Annotated in this window: 11 protein-coding genes; 8 read left to right on the top strand and 3 right to left on the bottom strand. The window is 51.1% G+C overall.

Features of this window, described 5'->3' with window-relative positions; all coding sequences use genetic code 11:
• Position 1: 1 nt before the first annotated feature.
• Genes L2712_RS10660 through L2712_RS10650 form a run of 3 tightly spaced genes read left to right on the top strand, consistent with a single transcriptional unit; the run spans position 2 to position 2,324 of the window.
• A complete protein-coding gene (locus L2712_RS10660; RefSeq protein WP_248977776.1) occupies positions 2-907 on the top strand; it encodes a hydroxymethylglutaryl-CoA lyase in 906 nt (301 codons plus the stop codon).
• A gap of 46 nt (positions 908-953) precedes the next feature.
• On the top strand, positions 954-1,655 hold the full coding sequence (locus tag L2712_RS10655; protein WP_033537610.1) for a CoA transferase subunit A: 702 nt from the start codon (positions 954-956) through the stop codon (positions 1,653-1,655).
• Positions 1,656-1,667: 12 nt separating this feature from the next.
• On the top strand, positions 1,668-2,324 hold the full coding sequence (locus tag L2712_RS10650) for a 3-oxoacid CoA-transferase subunit B (protein WP_033537609.1): 657 nt from the start codon (positions 1,668-1,670) through the stop codon (positions 2,322-2,324).
• 85 nt (positions 2,325-2,409) lie between these two features.
• Here the strand turns inward: L2712_RS10650 and L2712_RS10645 are convergent, their stop codons facing one another.
• Positions 2,410-3,984: a methyl-accepting chemotaxis protein gene (locus L2712_RS10645; RefSeq protein ID WP_088904257.1), complete on the bottom strand. Its 1,575-nt coding sequence runs from the start codon at positions 3,982-3,984 to the stop codon at positions 2,410-2,412.
• A gap of 386 nt (positions 3,985-4,370) precedes the next feature.
• Here L2712_RS10645 and L2712_RS10640 point away from each other — a divergent pair, with 386 nt between their 5' ends.
• Positions 4,371-5,150, top strand: a complete 780-nt coding sequence (locus tag L2712_RS10640) for a transporter substrate-binding domain-containing protein (protein WP_248977775.1) — start codon at positions 4,371-4,373, stop codon at positions 5,148-5,150.
• A 69-nt stretch (positions 5,151-5,219) separates the two neighbouring features.
• Here L2712_RS10640 and L2712_RS10635 read toward each other — a convergent pair whose 3' ends face one another.
• A complete protein-coding gene (locus L2712_RS10635) occupies positions 5,220-5,798 on the bottom strand; it encodes a thymidine kinase (protein ID WP_248977774.1) in 579 nt (192 codons plus the stop codon).
• A gap of 622 nt (positions 5,799-6,420) precedes the next feature.
• Between L2712_RS10635 and L2712_RS10630 the strand changes: the two genes are divergently transcribed.
• The 4 genes from L2712_RS10630 (at position 6,421) to L2712_RS10615 (ending at position 11,975) form a co-directional block, all read left to right on the top strand.
• The gene (locus tag L2712_RS10630; protein ID WP_248977773.1) at positions 6,421-6,747 is read left to right on the top strand and encodes a hypothetical protein; all 327 of its coding nucleotides are present in this window, start codon (positions 6,421-6,423) and stop codon (positions 6,745-6,747) included.
• 168 nt (positions 6,748-6,915) lie between these two features.
• Entirely contained in the window at positions 6,916-7,242 is a 327-nt protein-coding gene (locus L2712_RS10625) for a tetratricopeptide repeat protein (RefSeq protein ID WP_283104821.1), read from the top strand.
• Positions 7,243-7,645: 403 nt separating this feature from the next.
• The gene (locus L2712_RS10620; RefSeq protein ID WP_248977771.1) at positions 7,646-9,646 is read left to right on the top strand and encodes a multiheme c-type cytochrome; all 2,001 of its coding nucleotides are present in this window, start codon (positions 7,646-7,648) and stop codon (positions 9,644-9,646) included.
• Positions 9,647-9,830: 184 nt separating this feature from the next.
• On the top strand, positions 9,831-11,975 hold the full coding sequence (locus L2712_RS10615) for a M3 family metallopeptidase (protein ID WP_248977770.1): 2,145 nt from the start codon (positions 9,831-9,833) through the stop codon (positions 11,973-11,975).
• Positions 11,976-12,084: 109 nt separating this feature from the next.
• Here the strand turns inward: L2712_RS10615 and L2712_RS10610 are convergent, their stop codons facing one another.
• Positions 12,085-13,650 (bottom strand): Na+/H+ antiporter NhaC family protein, encoded by a 1,566-nt coding sequence (locus L2712_RS10610; protein ID WP_248977769.1) that lies wholly within the window; start codon positions 13,648-13,650, stop codon positions 12,085-12,087.
• Between the last annotated feature and the right edge of the window lie 54 nt (positions 13,651-13,704).

Raw genomic sequence — 13,704 nt, 5'->3', positions numbered from 1 at the left:
CATGTCCGCGACGTACAGCTATCCAAGCAAGGTCAGCATCTTCGAGGTCGGCGCCCGCGACGGCCTACAGAACGAGAAGGCGGTGACCACAGCCGATAAGCTAGCACTAATTGACCAACTGGGCGAAGCAGGCCTAACCCGTATTGAAGCTGGCAGTTTCGTCTCCCCCAAGTGGGTGCCGCAGATGGCCGACTCTGGCGAGATCTTCCGCCAGCTCAGTAAACGCCCAGGCGTGGTCTACAGCGCCCTGACTCCTAACCTTAAGGGACTGGAACTTGCGCTTGACGCCGGGGCTGACGAGGTTGCTATCTTCGGCGCAGCGTCACAGAGCTTCAGCCAGCGCAACATCAACTGCTCTATCGAGGAGTCGATCGAGCGCTTCATCCCCGTGATGGAGGCGGCTCAGGCAAAACAGATCCCGGTGCGCGGCTATGTCTCCTGCGTGCTGGGCTGTCCCTACGAGGGCGAGATACAGGTAGAGGAAGTGGCTCGCGTGGCAGAAATCCTTTACAAAATGGGCTGCTACGAGATCTCTCTGGGTGACACCATAGGCGTTGGCACCCCCTTAAATGCCCGTAGAATGGTGGAAGCGGTCGCGCAAAAGGTGCCGGTGGAGAAACTGGCACTACACTTTCATGACACCTATGGCCAGGCGCTCGCCAATATTCTCGCCTGCCTGGAGACCGGCGTCAGTGTCATCGACAGCTCGGTGGCAGGGCTTGGCGGCTGCCCTTATGCCAAAGGCGCATCGGGCAACCTGGCCACCGAAGATCTGGTCTATATGCTCCACGGTATGGGAATAGACACAGGGATAGATCTTAATGCGCTGATCAAGGCAGGTAACAGTATCAGCCAGGCACTGGGCAGAGTCAGCGGTGCCAAGGTCGCACGCGCGTTAACAGAATAACAGGGCTGGGCTCAGGCCCGGCTTACTCTCAAAGGAGATAATAATAATGGCAGGACTCAATAAGCTGGTCGGCAGCTATGAAGAAGCACTGGAAGGTCTGACAGACAACATGACAGTGATGGTGGGAGGTTTCGGCCTCTGTGGCATTCCTGAAGGCTTAATTGCCCAGATGGTTAAGAGTGGTGCCAAGGGCCTCACCGCCATCTCAAACAACGCCGGGGTCGATGATTTCGGCCTGGGGCTACTGCTTAAGAGCCGTCAGATCAGCACCATGATCGCCTCATACGTTGGCGAGAACGCCACCTTCGAGCAGCAGATGCTCTCGGGTGAACTTAACGTGATCCTCACCCCTCAGGGCACCCTGGCCGAGAAGATCCGCGCCGGTGGTGCCGGTATCCCCGCCTTCTTCACCGCGACCGGTTACGGCACGCCAGTGGCCGAAGGTAAGGAGACCCGTGAGATCGATGGTCGTCACTATGTGCTCGAACCTGCGCTGACCGCCGACTTCGCTCTGGTACGCGCTTGGAAGGCCGACACCATGGGTAACCTGGTATTTCGCAAGACAGCCGCTAACTTCAACCCTATGATGGCTACCGCTGGTAAAATCACTGTGGTCGAAGCCGAGCATATCGTCGAGCCGGGCGAGCTGGATCCCGACCATATCCATACCCCAGGCATCTATGTGGATCGCCTGATCCAAGGTACGTTTGAGAAGCGTATCGAGCAGCGTACAGTGAAGAGTAAATAGGGAGGCGACACCATGGCTTTATCGAGAGAACAACTGGCACAGCGTGTCAGCCAAGAGCTGCAAGACGGCTACTATGTCAACTTAGGCATAGGCATCCCAACTCTGGTCGCCAACTATATTCCCGAAGGCATGCAGGTGATGCTGCAGTCGGAAAACGGTTTGCTCGGCATGGGCGAGTTTCCTACCGAAGAGACCATAGACGCCGATCTCATCAACGCGGGCAAACAGACGGTTACTGCGGTACCTGGCGCCTCCTTCTTCTCCTCGGCCGAGAGTTTTGCCATGATCCGTGGTGGTCATGTGGATCTCACCGTGCTGGGGGCCTTCGAAGTGGATGTGGAAGGTTCTATCGCGTCCTGGATGATCCCTGGCAAGCTGATCAAAGGCATGGGCGGTGCCATGGATCTGGTAGCCGGTGCCGATAATATTATCGTCACCATGATGCACGCCGATAAGCACGGCAACTCTAAACTGCTGCCAAAATGTGAGCTGCCGCTGACCGGTTACGGCTGCATCAAGCGCGTGCTAACTGACCTTGCTTTCCTGGAGATCAAAGATGGTGCCTTCCACCTGCTGGAACGAGCCCCAGGGGTGAGTGTCGAGGAGATCGTCGCCAAGACGGCCGGCAAACTGATTGTGCCCGAGCACGTCCCAGAGATGCAGCTCTAATCACAATCGCTAAACCTAAAAAAGCCCAGAATTGTCTGGGCTTTTTGTTATCTAACCAATACTGCTAAGCATTCTTGCGACACGCCTAGGCATTGGCGCGATGCACCGCCTGACGCCAAAACTGACGTGCCAGTTGCCGAGACTCGACCGACTTAAGTGAGGTGCGCTCACCCAAGCGCCTATCGGCCTGGGATTGTTCGAAGCCTTCGCTGGCCAGCTCGCTGATCGCCTGCAGCGAATCACTGATATCTACCGCTGCCAATCCCTGCTCCTGCATGGCATCTGCACTCAGCTCAGCCATCTGATTGATCTTATCGATACGATTGACCAGTTCGGCAAACACTTCCTCGGCTTGCTTAACCAGCTGCACCGCCTGAGTCGCCTGACGCTGACCAGCGCTCAGGGTATGAGCCGCATTGGCTGTGCTCTGCTGAAACTTGGCGATGATGGCATCGATCTGACTGGTAGAATCTGCGGTGCGCGCCGATAGCTGGCGAACCTCATCGGCCACTACGGCAAAACCGCGGCCAGATTCACCGGCCCTTGCCGCCTCGATGGCCGCATTCAGCGCCAGCAGATTGGTCTGCTCGGCAATCTTAGTGATCACCTCAAGCACCTGGTTTATCGCTACGCTGTCATGCTCTATCTCGCTGACCACATTGGCAAAGTTACCCACCTCGCGATGTAGCTCATCTATGCTGGCCACCACGGCATCGAGCTGCTGATAGCCCTGCTGCACCGCCGCCTGGCTCGCCTCGACATCCACCGACACCTGTTTTATCTGCTGCCCCAGTTCATTAAAGCTGGCCGTTAACTCCTCAACGGCCGCTGCAGCCTGGGCGGTTTGTTGATTCTGGCCATCGGCGCGATCGGCCGCCTCGGTAATAGAACCAAGCAGCTCGTCGCTGTCTTTGGCGATGGCGCTCGAGGCGTCAGTCATGCGCCCCACCACACCGGCTATCTCTGCCGTCGTGAACTCCATAGCAAAGTGAATATTACCTATCTCATCCCGCCGCCCGGCATAGATATGTCTAGCCACAGGATCTGACACAATAGCGAGCGCATGGTCATTGAGTCTCCTTAGCGGCGCAAGCAGCCGGTGCATCCCAAACCATATCAAGGGCAAGCAGAGCAGCCCAAGCCAGGGAGAAACCATGGTGAGGACAATCCCGAGTAAGAGACAACTCAAGGCAAACAGGGTTAACTTGCCGCCAAAACTCAGGCGCGCATCAGTAATTTCAGTGCGACTCTCTGCCTTATTGAGGCTCTGATAGATATCGCTGGCGCGCTCTACCTGCTCGCGGCTTGCCCGGCGCCGTACCGATTGATACTCCTTCACCTGACCATTTTCTAATACAGGTGCTACATAGGCGTTGACCCAGTAGAAAGAGCCATCTTTACAGCGGTTTTTCACCACACCGAGCCAGGCTTGCTTCTTGGCCAGGCTTTGCCACAACATGGCGAAGGCGTCCTTGGGCATATCGGGATGACGTACTATATTATGGGGCTGAGTCAGCAGCTCCTCCTCAGAGAAGCCACAGATACGACAAAAATCCTCATTGGCATAACCTATATTGCCTTTAAGATCTGTCGTGGAAAGCAAGATGTCATCGTCGGTCAGCGGGACTTCATTGTCTATCACGGGTTGATTATTTCGCATTGCATTTTAATAAGTTATCCAAGAAGAGCCTGAATTTTGACGACTGACAACGAATTGACAATTGATCTAACGCAATATTTCTGTATCAACATAGGTTACAAGTGTTGAGTTTTTGAGCCAGATCTCATAGGGGATTTAATTTAAGACACACTAAACAAGGCTATGATAATAAAGATTATTTTCATCTAGTTAGTTGAATTTATGACCATAAAATACCTTGTAACAGCTTTTGTTTGCTATTTAGGTCTAATCCACAATATTATCATGGCCATTAGCGAAGACGCGCCTGCCAGGGTGGCCCTTAGCGCGTTCGCTCCAAGACGACAAAACCAACTAAACTAAACCCCTATGAGTGAAAAGATGAAACTAGCAGGCCACCTCAACTAATGCCCCACATTGCTACCTACAAACAGCTGCTTCTTGGCAGCCTAATCCTCTGTTTGAGTCTTGCGACTCAGGCGCAGCAAACGCCACCGACACGATGTGGCGTAGCCACCGGATTTCCTCCTTACCAGTTCTCCATAAACGGCGAAACGACAGGGTTCGATGCCGATGTGGCCAGATTGATTTTTAAGCGTCTAAGCCTGCCATTTCAGTTTAGGCAGCAAGCCTGGGATCTGGTATTTAATGAGCTTAGGTTTGGCGATATCGAGGTGATTGCAGGCATGGAGGTCAACGCTCTTAGAGCCAAGTTCTTTGAGTTCACCCAGCCTTACTACCATAGATATGATGTGATATTCATTCTCGAAGACAACCAACAGATCACTAAGCTTGAGGATCTTCACAACGAATTTGTCAGCGGCGATCGCCACTCCTACATCGAGACACACTGGAAGGAGTTGGGCACCCTGTACGATTTCCGCATTATCGGCACTCAAAGTAAAGAGAAGTCGATGCAGATGTTAAAGGAAGGTCGAATCCAGGCCGCTATTATGCCTAAGGCGGTAGGCTTCTATCTGGCGCGGCAGATGGGAATCAAGGTGAAGATACTCGATAATCCCGATCCCGGTTCGCCAGTGGCCTTCGCGGTTAAGCGAGGTAATCAAGCCCTACTCACCCAAATCGACACTGCACTGGGGATCTTGATTGCTGAGGGCGAGATACAGCGTCTCTATGAAAAATGGTTCCCCGAACAGGAGGTCAACCCTGGTCATAAGCAGCACTAGCGGCTCTTGCCATTGATAAAATAAGCCTGCATTAAAAAGCCACCCTGAGGTGGCTTTTTGTTTTAACACTTAATCCCAAAGGAATTCGCGAAAATGTTTACGGCACACGGACTCGTAACTCTCGTTTCCGCCGATAGCGACCTGCTCGCCCTCTCTCATCGGCTTGCCTTCGCCATCCAGTCTCACCACCATATTGGCCTTGCGACCACAGTGGCAGATGGTCTTAAGTTCCACCAGCTTATCGGCCCAAGCCAGCAGGTACTGACTGCCACTGAACAACTCCCCCTGAAAATCAGTCTTCAGGCCATAACAAAGCACAGGAATATCAAGCAAATCAACCACATAGGTTAGTTGGCGTACTTGCTCCTTACTCAAAAACTGCGACTCATCGATTAAGATACAGTGCAAGGTCTGCTCTCTGACGGCCGCTTTCACCATCTCCACCAGATTATCGTCGCTGGCAAACACCTGAGCTTCGGTCTCGATACCGATACGCGAGGCGACCTTACCCACACCATAACGATCATCGATAGACGCCGTCATGACCAAGGTATTCATGCCACGCTCACGATAGTTATAGGAAGATTGCAACAGAGAAGTAGATTTACCCGCATTCATCGCCGAGTAGTAAAAGTAAAGCTGTGCCAAATCGAATATTCCCCTGATTATTGTTATCGAGCGATTCTATCACCATCTAATATCAATTAGCAGCGCCAAACACGCTGGCAATGGGCGATGTTGCACAATCTCACACATTTCTCCCCTGACTAGGCAAATGGGCGAAGCATAGGCATGGGTTCATTTCGGCCAGAAAATGGCGATAGACACCTGTAGGATGGTTATTTATTATCCAGTAAAAGTACATTGGCAATTTGCGAATCATCAGGAAAGGTCGTCACGTCCCAACAGATATAAGGAAAGTTATGGTTTTTTCACCCTTTAGGCTCACTTCATTAACTTACTGGCCCTACTCTCGCTCAGCGCCTGTGTCTCTCAGCCAAAGCAAGAGGCAAAAATAGACAAGTTTGATCTCATCAAGCAACTCGATACGAGTCTATTAGGCCAAAAACCAGAGATAGAAAGTATAGATAAGATACTGTTTATCAATGAAAAAGAGAAATCACGTTTTCTTAGCTATTACGACGCCCATCAGGATATAGCGGGTCATTACCGCATCTATGATTATCTCGAGGGACGTTTAGGCTCGTTTAACTACTATGGCCAAACCTACAATGCCAATGACACCTTAATCCAAAATGCGGGTAACTGTATGTCTTTGGCTGTACTGACCAAGGCCTACGCTAACTTGGTGGGCATTGAACTCAAGTATATTGAGGAAACCTCCTCGCCAGTGTTTTTCCAATCGACCGAACTGCAGCTGATCTCCAATCATGTCAAAACCAAGCTCATGGATCCCAACTTCGAACCCAAAGCCGGTAGCCTCTATTTCTACGAGCCAGGCTTAGTGGTCGACTATTTCCCGAGTCGTAACAGCCGAGCTAAGGGGAATATTAGCGAAAATGAGTTTATGGCCATGTACTATCAAAACCAAGCGGCCGATGCGCTAGAGCAAAAAACGTATACCAGAGCCGCCTAGATCGCCATCGAAGGGTTAACACTGGCACCTAAAAGGGTCGAACTCATCAATCTGCTTGCGGTGATCTTTCGCCATTTAAACGCACATCAACAAGCGGAATCTCTCTACTTATATGGCTTAGCTATCGATAATGACGATCTGAATTTATTGATTAACTATAAAGTGTTAATGGTAACTCAGGGACGTACCCCAGAAGCGCGTGCATTACAGCAGCGCATAGACAAAGCCGATGATCCCAGTCCGTTTCGCTGGATCATGCTTGCTAACGAGCACTACCAAAACGCCGATTATCCAGGCGCACTACGCTACTACACCAAGGCCATTGAGCTTGCCCCTTATATGCCACAAGCCTATGCTGGCAAGGCTAAAGCCCTATACCTTATGGGTAAACCGCTAGCGGCTCGCCACGCTATTACCCAGGCTTTAGATAAAACCCATGAGGTCGAGTTACAGCTGCGCTACCAAGCAAAGCTGGCCCAGCTGTCACAAGATTAAATTGTGCTAATCCCACCTGCAGAGTAATCGGCACCGTCCCTAACCAGTGCGGTTTGCCTGCATCAACAACTTCGTTTATCTCATCGATGGTTAAAACAACCAAACCTTAAAATAAACTTAAAACAACCTTAACAAATATTAATTAGTGTTTGATTTTAAATAAATTTAACAAAAATGAGACCTACCCCCAAAGAGATATAAATTCCTGTGACCCAGGTAAAGAAAATAACACGAGATTAACAATATATTCATATTCGAACCCATATGTTTGCATGTTGGTTCAAACAATAAAAATAACCTGGGTCCAATCACGCTGATACAAACTGTTGACTGCTAATGACCCCCTGCAAAAATTTAGCAGGAACGCGGCTAACTCGGCGCTTTGGATCAATGGAGAAAAATGATGAAACTTATAACATCTAAAAAACTCGCTTATCTGGTCGCCGCTGTGCTGGCCGGTTCGTTAGCGGGATGCAGTGGTGACGATGGGAAAGATGGTAAAGACGGAGTTGATGGTCAACCTGGTACTCCAGGAGAATCTTGGACTCCACCGGTAGCAACAACATCGTTAGAAACAAATGTTAAGGTAATTAACTATACACTTGGTGAAGGTACTATTAGTTACGAGTTTGAGGTCACTAATGAAAATGGTGAGCTTGTTAACGGCCTGACAAAAGCCGAAGGTAAAGTTGCAGCTCTGACCGACAAAGGCTTTATCAATAACCGCACCGAAAGCCCAATCAACGAAATCGAAGACAATGTTCATATCGGTGGTTACGGTGGGGTAAACATGGAGTCTTCCAGAACACCCGACACCGAAGGAGCAACGCTTACTCAAATAAGCGATGGTCACTATGAATTCGTTCTACCTTTGAAAGGCGTTAATGCGGGAACCGAAGGAATTGTTTGGCTACGTGTCGGCGGCCATAGCGAATCAGGCATTGCTAGCTCTGGTAAATATGTAGTTAACAAGCCAGAAGGTGCCTTCTCGACCACTACTGAGGCCTGTTTCTCTTGTCACGTCGACTACTCTACCAGCCCTAATCGCCACTCAAGTTATGTGGCCCAAGGCATGGACGGTGAAGTCACCTTCGTCGAAGGTTGTATGGTCTGTCACGGCTCGGTAAGCCGCACTGCGGTTAACGAACAAGGCTTCTCCGTTGGCGGTTACGCCAGCAATACCCTCTCAAAGATAGGTCATATTAACCACCAAGCGTTTGAGACTGGCTTTAGTGTGATGAACTGTAGCTCTTGCCACGCCGAGCCAACAGTTAATGTCAACATCGCGGGCCCAGGCTGTACCGACTGTCACGACACTGGTGGCATTCCGGGAGATATCGTTCCTGGTAACGGCTCAGATCTGCGTAAGCTACATGAAGCTAAGGCTAAACTTGATAAGAAACAGGTCATTAAAGAATCATACAAGGTGAAAGGCACACCACTAGCACTTAACGATGCTGGCCTCTGGTGTACCACTATGTCGCTCTACCAAGTGGAAGGTGAAACTGAAACCTTAGTAGATCTGCATGCCCTGTATGAAGAGCAAAATGTGGCCTACAACCCAGAGAAGCCGATCATCTACGCTGGCTCTTACCCGCATGCCGTATACAATGACTCAATCGTAGCGCGCTTAACCCGCTCTTACGACTACAGTTATGAAGCCGATGGCAGTAAAACCATGTGCTTTACGGGTGTGGACTTAAGCGGTGTGCCTGATGCAGGCTTAATGGCGTCACTTCGAGTCAGCTTCACCACTGAAGACTATCAGGGTGATGAAACCGACGTGGTCACCATCCATGGCTACACAGATGTTGTTAATCCTGTCTCAGGAGAGGTGAGCAGCTACGAGCGTCGTCATAACGTCGGCAGCGAGTCTTGTACCACCTGTCACAACAGCGAAGCCAACTTCCACAAGAACGGTAACTTTGCCGAAGGTGGCCTGGGCTGTGTAGCTTGTCATAACAATGGTCAAGATCGCCGTGCCGGCTACTCCTCTCCAGGCTTCGGCCCTATGGTGCACAGCATGCACTGGGGTGTAGGCAGCAAGAGCTTGGATGAAGACGGTAAGGAAGTGTCTAACTCTGCAAGCGTGATCGCACCGCAAACAGGCTGTGTGGCTTGTCATGACAGCGGTGTGGTTGATCTGAATGCGGTACCAAATCAGTTCATCAAGGCACGTGCCTATGGCGTAAATGACAAGATGGCCAGCCCAATCACGGCCAACTGTTACGCTTGCCATAACGATGAAAGCGCGCTGAACCATATGATGCAAAACGGCGGTACTACCACTGAAGATGTACCGGCTACCGAGTGGTACAAGCTCAGCACCACAGAGTCATGTGCGACTTGTCACGCCGAAGGTAGTAGCTTTGGTATCGAAAAGTACCATAACTTTACCCGCTAATATTTATGGTAATAGCTAGGTAATGACTTAGTATCCCGAGTAATACCCAAAGGAGCCCTTCGCCAGGCTCCTTTTTTATTGTCTTACCTCTCATTTTCAGCCTGAGTTAATTTACAATGGCTACATTAAAGCCAAACTCTCTCCACATAAAAATAACAAGCGCAATCTAAGGAAGTTCAAATAGATGAAACTCAATCTTATCGCATTTGCCGTTGCCGGCGCCTTATCGACCACCCTTTTACTTAGTGGTTGCCAATCGACTCAGACACAAGATGCCCAAGCAGCAGCCGTAATGGCAGAAAACCCACTCTTGGTGGCCAGCACGCTGCAGTATCAGGCACCTAACTTTAGCCAGATCAAGGATGAACATTTCCAAAGCGCGCTAGAGCAAGGCATCAAAGAGCACTACCAACAGGTTCTCGCGATCGCCAATAACCAGGATGCTCCGACGTTTGCTAACACCATAGTGGCAATGGAAACCAGCGGCGAGTTGCTCACCCGCGCCTCTCAGGTGTTCTACAACCTAACGAGTTCTAACAGCAACCCAGCCCTGCGCAAGATCCAAGGCGAAATGGCGCCAAAAATGGCGGCCCACTCTGACAATATTCACCTCAATGGCAAGCTGTTCTCACGTATCGACAGTCTGTACCAACAGAGGGATAGCCTGGGACTGACTAACGAAGAGGTTCGTCTCATCGAGGTCTACCACCAGCGTTTCGTCATGGCTGGCGCCAAGCTGACCGAAGATCAAAAAGCGCAAATCCGCGTATTAAACGAAGAGCAATCTAAACTCACCAACGAGTTTAGCCAGCGCCTATTGAGACTCACCAAAGAGATCGCCGTTGTGGTCGACAATGTCGATGAGCTAAAAGGATTGTCAGACAGTGATATTCGCGCCGCCAAGGCCGATGCCAAGGCTGCAGGCCATGAAGGCAAGTACCTGCTCAACATCACCAACACCACACGCCAGCCTGTACTGGCCAAACTGGAAAATCGCGAACTGCGTCAAAAGGTATGGCAAGCTTCTGCCACCCGTGGCATGAGTGGTGAAAACGAAACGGCTTCTTTGGTTTCTCGTCTGGCACAACTGCGCGCAGAACGAGCTAAACTACTGGGCTACGACAGCTGGGCCGACTACCGCCTAACGCCGCAGATGGCAAAGACGCCAGAAGCCGTTTATCAGATGTTTGGTTCTATGGTGCCAGCGGTTGTGGCTAACACCCAGAAAGAAGCCGACGATATTCAGGCGATGATCAACAAAACCGGTGGTGACTTCACCCTAGCGCCATGGGACTGGGCTTTTTATGCCGAGAAAGTGCGTAAAGAGAAGTTCGATCTAGACGCCGCCGCCATCAAGCCTTACTTCGAATTTGAGCGCGTACTTAAAGATGGCGTCTTCTTTACCCTAGAGCGTCTCTATGGCGTCACGCTTAAGCCACGTCCAGATCTGCCTGTCTACCATGAAGATGTGAAGGCCTACGAGATGTTTGACGCCGACGGCAGCTCGATGGCGATCTTCTACGCCGACTACTTTGCCCGTGAAGGCAAGCGCGGCGGTGCCTGGATGAGCTCTTTCGTCACTCAATCTAAACTACTGAACCAAAAGCCAGTGGTCGTCAACGTGATGAACATCAAGAAGGCCCCTGAGGGTGAGCCCACCTTCGTCAGCTACGATGAAGTCACCACCATGTTCCATGAGATGGGTCACGGTACCCATGGCATGTTCTCTAAGGTGACCTACCCTAGCCTGGCAGGTACCGCTGTATCTCGTGACTTTGTTGAGTTCCCGTCGACCTTCGAAGAGGACTGGGCTGCGCACCCTGAAGTACTGGCTAACTATGCTAAGCATTATCAAACCGGTGAAGTGATCCCTGAAGCACTGCTGCAGAAGCTGCTCAAATCACGTAGCTTCAACCAGGGCTTCGATACCTTGGAATATATGGCCGCGGCGCTGGTTGACCTTGAGTGGCACTCACTGAGCGCCGATACACCGCTACAGGATGTGGCTGAGTTCGAAGCTAAGGCGCTGGAAAAGCACGGCATCAATATCGCAGCCGTACCACCACGCTATAAGTCGACCTACTTTGCCCACGCCTTCCCAGGCGGCTATTCGGCCAGTTACTACGCTTATATGTGGAGTGAGATCCTGGCGGCAGACGCCTTTGCCTATGTGCAAACACAGGGTGGTCTAAACCGCGAGATCGGTATGAAGTATCGCAAGACAATACGTGAAGTGGGTAACAGCGTCCCGCCGATGGAAGCCTACAAGGCCTTCCGCGGTCAGGAGCCAACCACTGATGCCTTGCTTAAACGCCGTGGTCTGAACTAAGGACTCCCCCTTAAACCAGGGAACGCCCATAAAAAATGCCGCTCAATGAGCGGCATTTTTATCTCTCAGGTTTCAATCAATGCGAGTGATTACGCCTGCTCAAGCTTGCTTAGGCCGGGCGATTAGCCTTGTGACGCAGCACCAATACGCTCACCACAAATAACGCGCTACAGGCCACTAGTCCGGCGCCAACAGACTCGGTAAAGCCCAACACCGTGTAACCCACCAAACTGATCCCCGCCACAATAAGCGCATAAGGCAGCTGAGTCAGCACATGGTCGATATGGTGACAGTTCGCCCCGGTAGAAGACAAAATAGTGGTATCAGAGATAGGCGAGCAGTGATCGCCAAACACGGCGCCAGCCAGCACAGAGGCAAGCATAGGCAACATCATATTGCTGTGGGTGCCCATGGCCATATCGGCAGCAATAGGCAGCATGATACCAAAGGTGCCCCAGCTGGTACCGGTAGAGAAAGCGGTTAATCCAGCCAGTACAAACAACACGGCAGGTAGCAAAGCAAAAGGAATGTTCCCCGATGCCAGACTGGCCATATATTTACCCGTCTCCATTTGGCCTATCACGCCGGCAATGGTCCAGGCAAACAGTAGAATATAAATGGCAGGCAGCATAGAGCGCGCGCCGGCAATAATGCCTTTCAGAATAAGGGATTTCTCAAGACCTTGACTGATCACTAGCACTAAGGTGGCCACCAAACCTATCACGGCACCAAAGAAGAGTGATGACGCCACATCTGTCTTCTCGAAGGCACCAATTACGCTAAAGGGCAGGCTCTCTGCCGCTAAGGCATCGGCGCCGCTGCTGATCATGAAGTAGATGGTGGCAAATACCAGTACCGTAATAGGTAAAAACAAGCCTAATATCTTGCCCGAATCCGCCTCAGGCAGGTCGCTGTTAGCCCCAGGAGGTAAACCCTTAGACTCATCATACAGATTGCCTTTTTGGGCGTTCAGTTCATGCTGGCGCATCGGGCCCACATCCAGCCCCATAAAGGCAACACATAGGAGTAACAGCAGCGCGAAGATGGCGTAGAAGTTCATTGGTATCATCTGCACAAACACACTCAGATGACCGCTGTCGGTAAAACCATGGGCAGTTAAGATGCCGCCGATCAGCGCAATAATATAAGCGCCCCAGCTCGACACTGGCGAAATCACGCAGATAGGCGCGGCGGTCGAATCCAGCAGGTAAGCCAGCTTACTGCGAGAGATATAATATCTGTCGGTGAGTGGACGGGCGACACTACCAACCACCAGGCTGTTGAAATAGTCATCGATAAACACCACGCAACCCAGGAACATGGTCAGTAGCTTGGCATCACGCTTGTTGCGAATATGCTGGCGCGCCCAATCGGCAAAGGCCTTAGCCGCCCCGCTCACAGTGATCAGCGCGGTGATCATCCCGAGGAGAATCAAGAAGCCCAGCAGGTAGACGTTCCAGTTATTCAGGGCACCATCATCCCACACCAGGCCCACCACCTGTTGGCCCAGATACTGACCCATATCCAGCAGCGAAAAATCGGCAATTAAGAGTGCCCCCAAGAGGATCCCTAAGCCTAAGGACAGCAATACACGGCGAGTGAAGATCGCCAGCAGAATCGCTACCAAGGGTGGCAGCAAAGAAAGTGCCGAATCGGCATAACTCAAAGTTGTCATTGTTAAATATTGTCTTCGTTAAAATACGAATGGAGGGCAACTGAACTGGTGGGA

This window comes from Shewanella marisflavi (genome assembly GCF_023283925.1).
GTDB lineage: Bacteria > Pseudomonadota > Gammaproteobacteria > Enterobacterales > Shewanellaceae > Shewanella > Shewanella marisflavi.
Note: the sequence above shows the minus strand (reverse complement) of the source record. Positions and strands in the feature narration are given on the sequence as shown.

Bases quoted from the DNA above. Each gene is read 5' to 3' on its own strand.
- L2712_RS10660 (WP_248977776.1), top strand. From the start codon at position 2: ATGTCCGCGACGTACAGCTATCCAAGCAAGGTCAGCATCTTCGAGGTC.
- L2712_RS10655 (WP_033537610.1), top strand. From the start codon at position 954: ATGGCAGGACTCAATAAGCTGGTCGGCAGCTATGAAGAAGCACTGGAA.
- L2712_RS10650 (WP_033537609.1), top strand. From the start codon at position 1,668: ATGGCTTTATCGAGAGAACAACTGGCACAGCGTGTCAGCCAAGAGCTG.
- L2712_RS10645 (WP_088904257.1), bottom strand. From the start codon at position 3,984: ATGCGAAATAATCAACCCGTGATAGACAATGAAGTCCCGCTGACCGAC.
- L2712_RS10640 (WP_248977775.1), top strand. From the start codon at position 4,371: ATGCCCCACATTGCTACCTACAAACAGCTGCTTCTTGGCAGCCTAATC.
- L2712_RS10630 (WP_248977773.1), top strand. From the start codon at position 6,421: ATGTCTTTGGCTGTACTGACCAAGGCCTACGCTAACTTGGTGGGCATT.
- L2712_RS10625 (WP_283104821.1), top strand. From the start codon at position 6,916: ATGGTAACTCAGGGACGTACCCCAGAAGCGCGTGCATTACAGCAGCGC.
- L2712_RS10620 (WP_248977771.1), top strand. From the start codon at position 7,646: ATGAAACTTATAACATCTAAAAAACTCGCTTATCTGGTCGCCGCTGTG.
- L2712_RS10615 (WP_248977770.1), top strand. From the start codon at position 9,831: ATGAAACTCAATCTTATCGCATTTGCCGTTGCCGGCGCCTTATCGACC.
- L2712_RS10610 (WP_248977769.1), bottom strand. From the start codon at position 13,650: ATGACAACTTTGAGTTATGCCGATTCGGCACTTTCTTTGCTGCCACCC.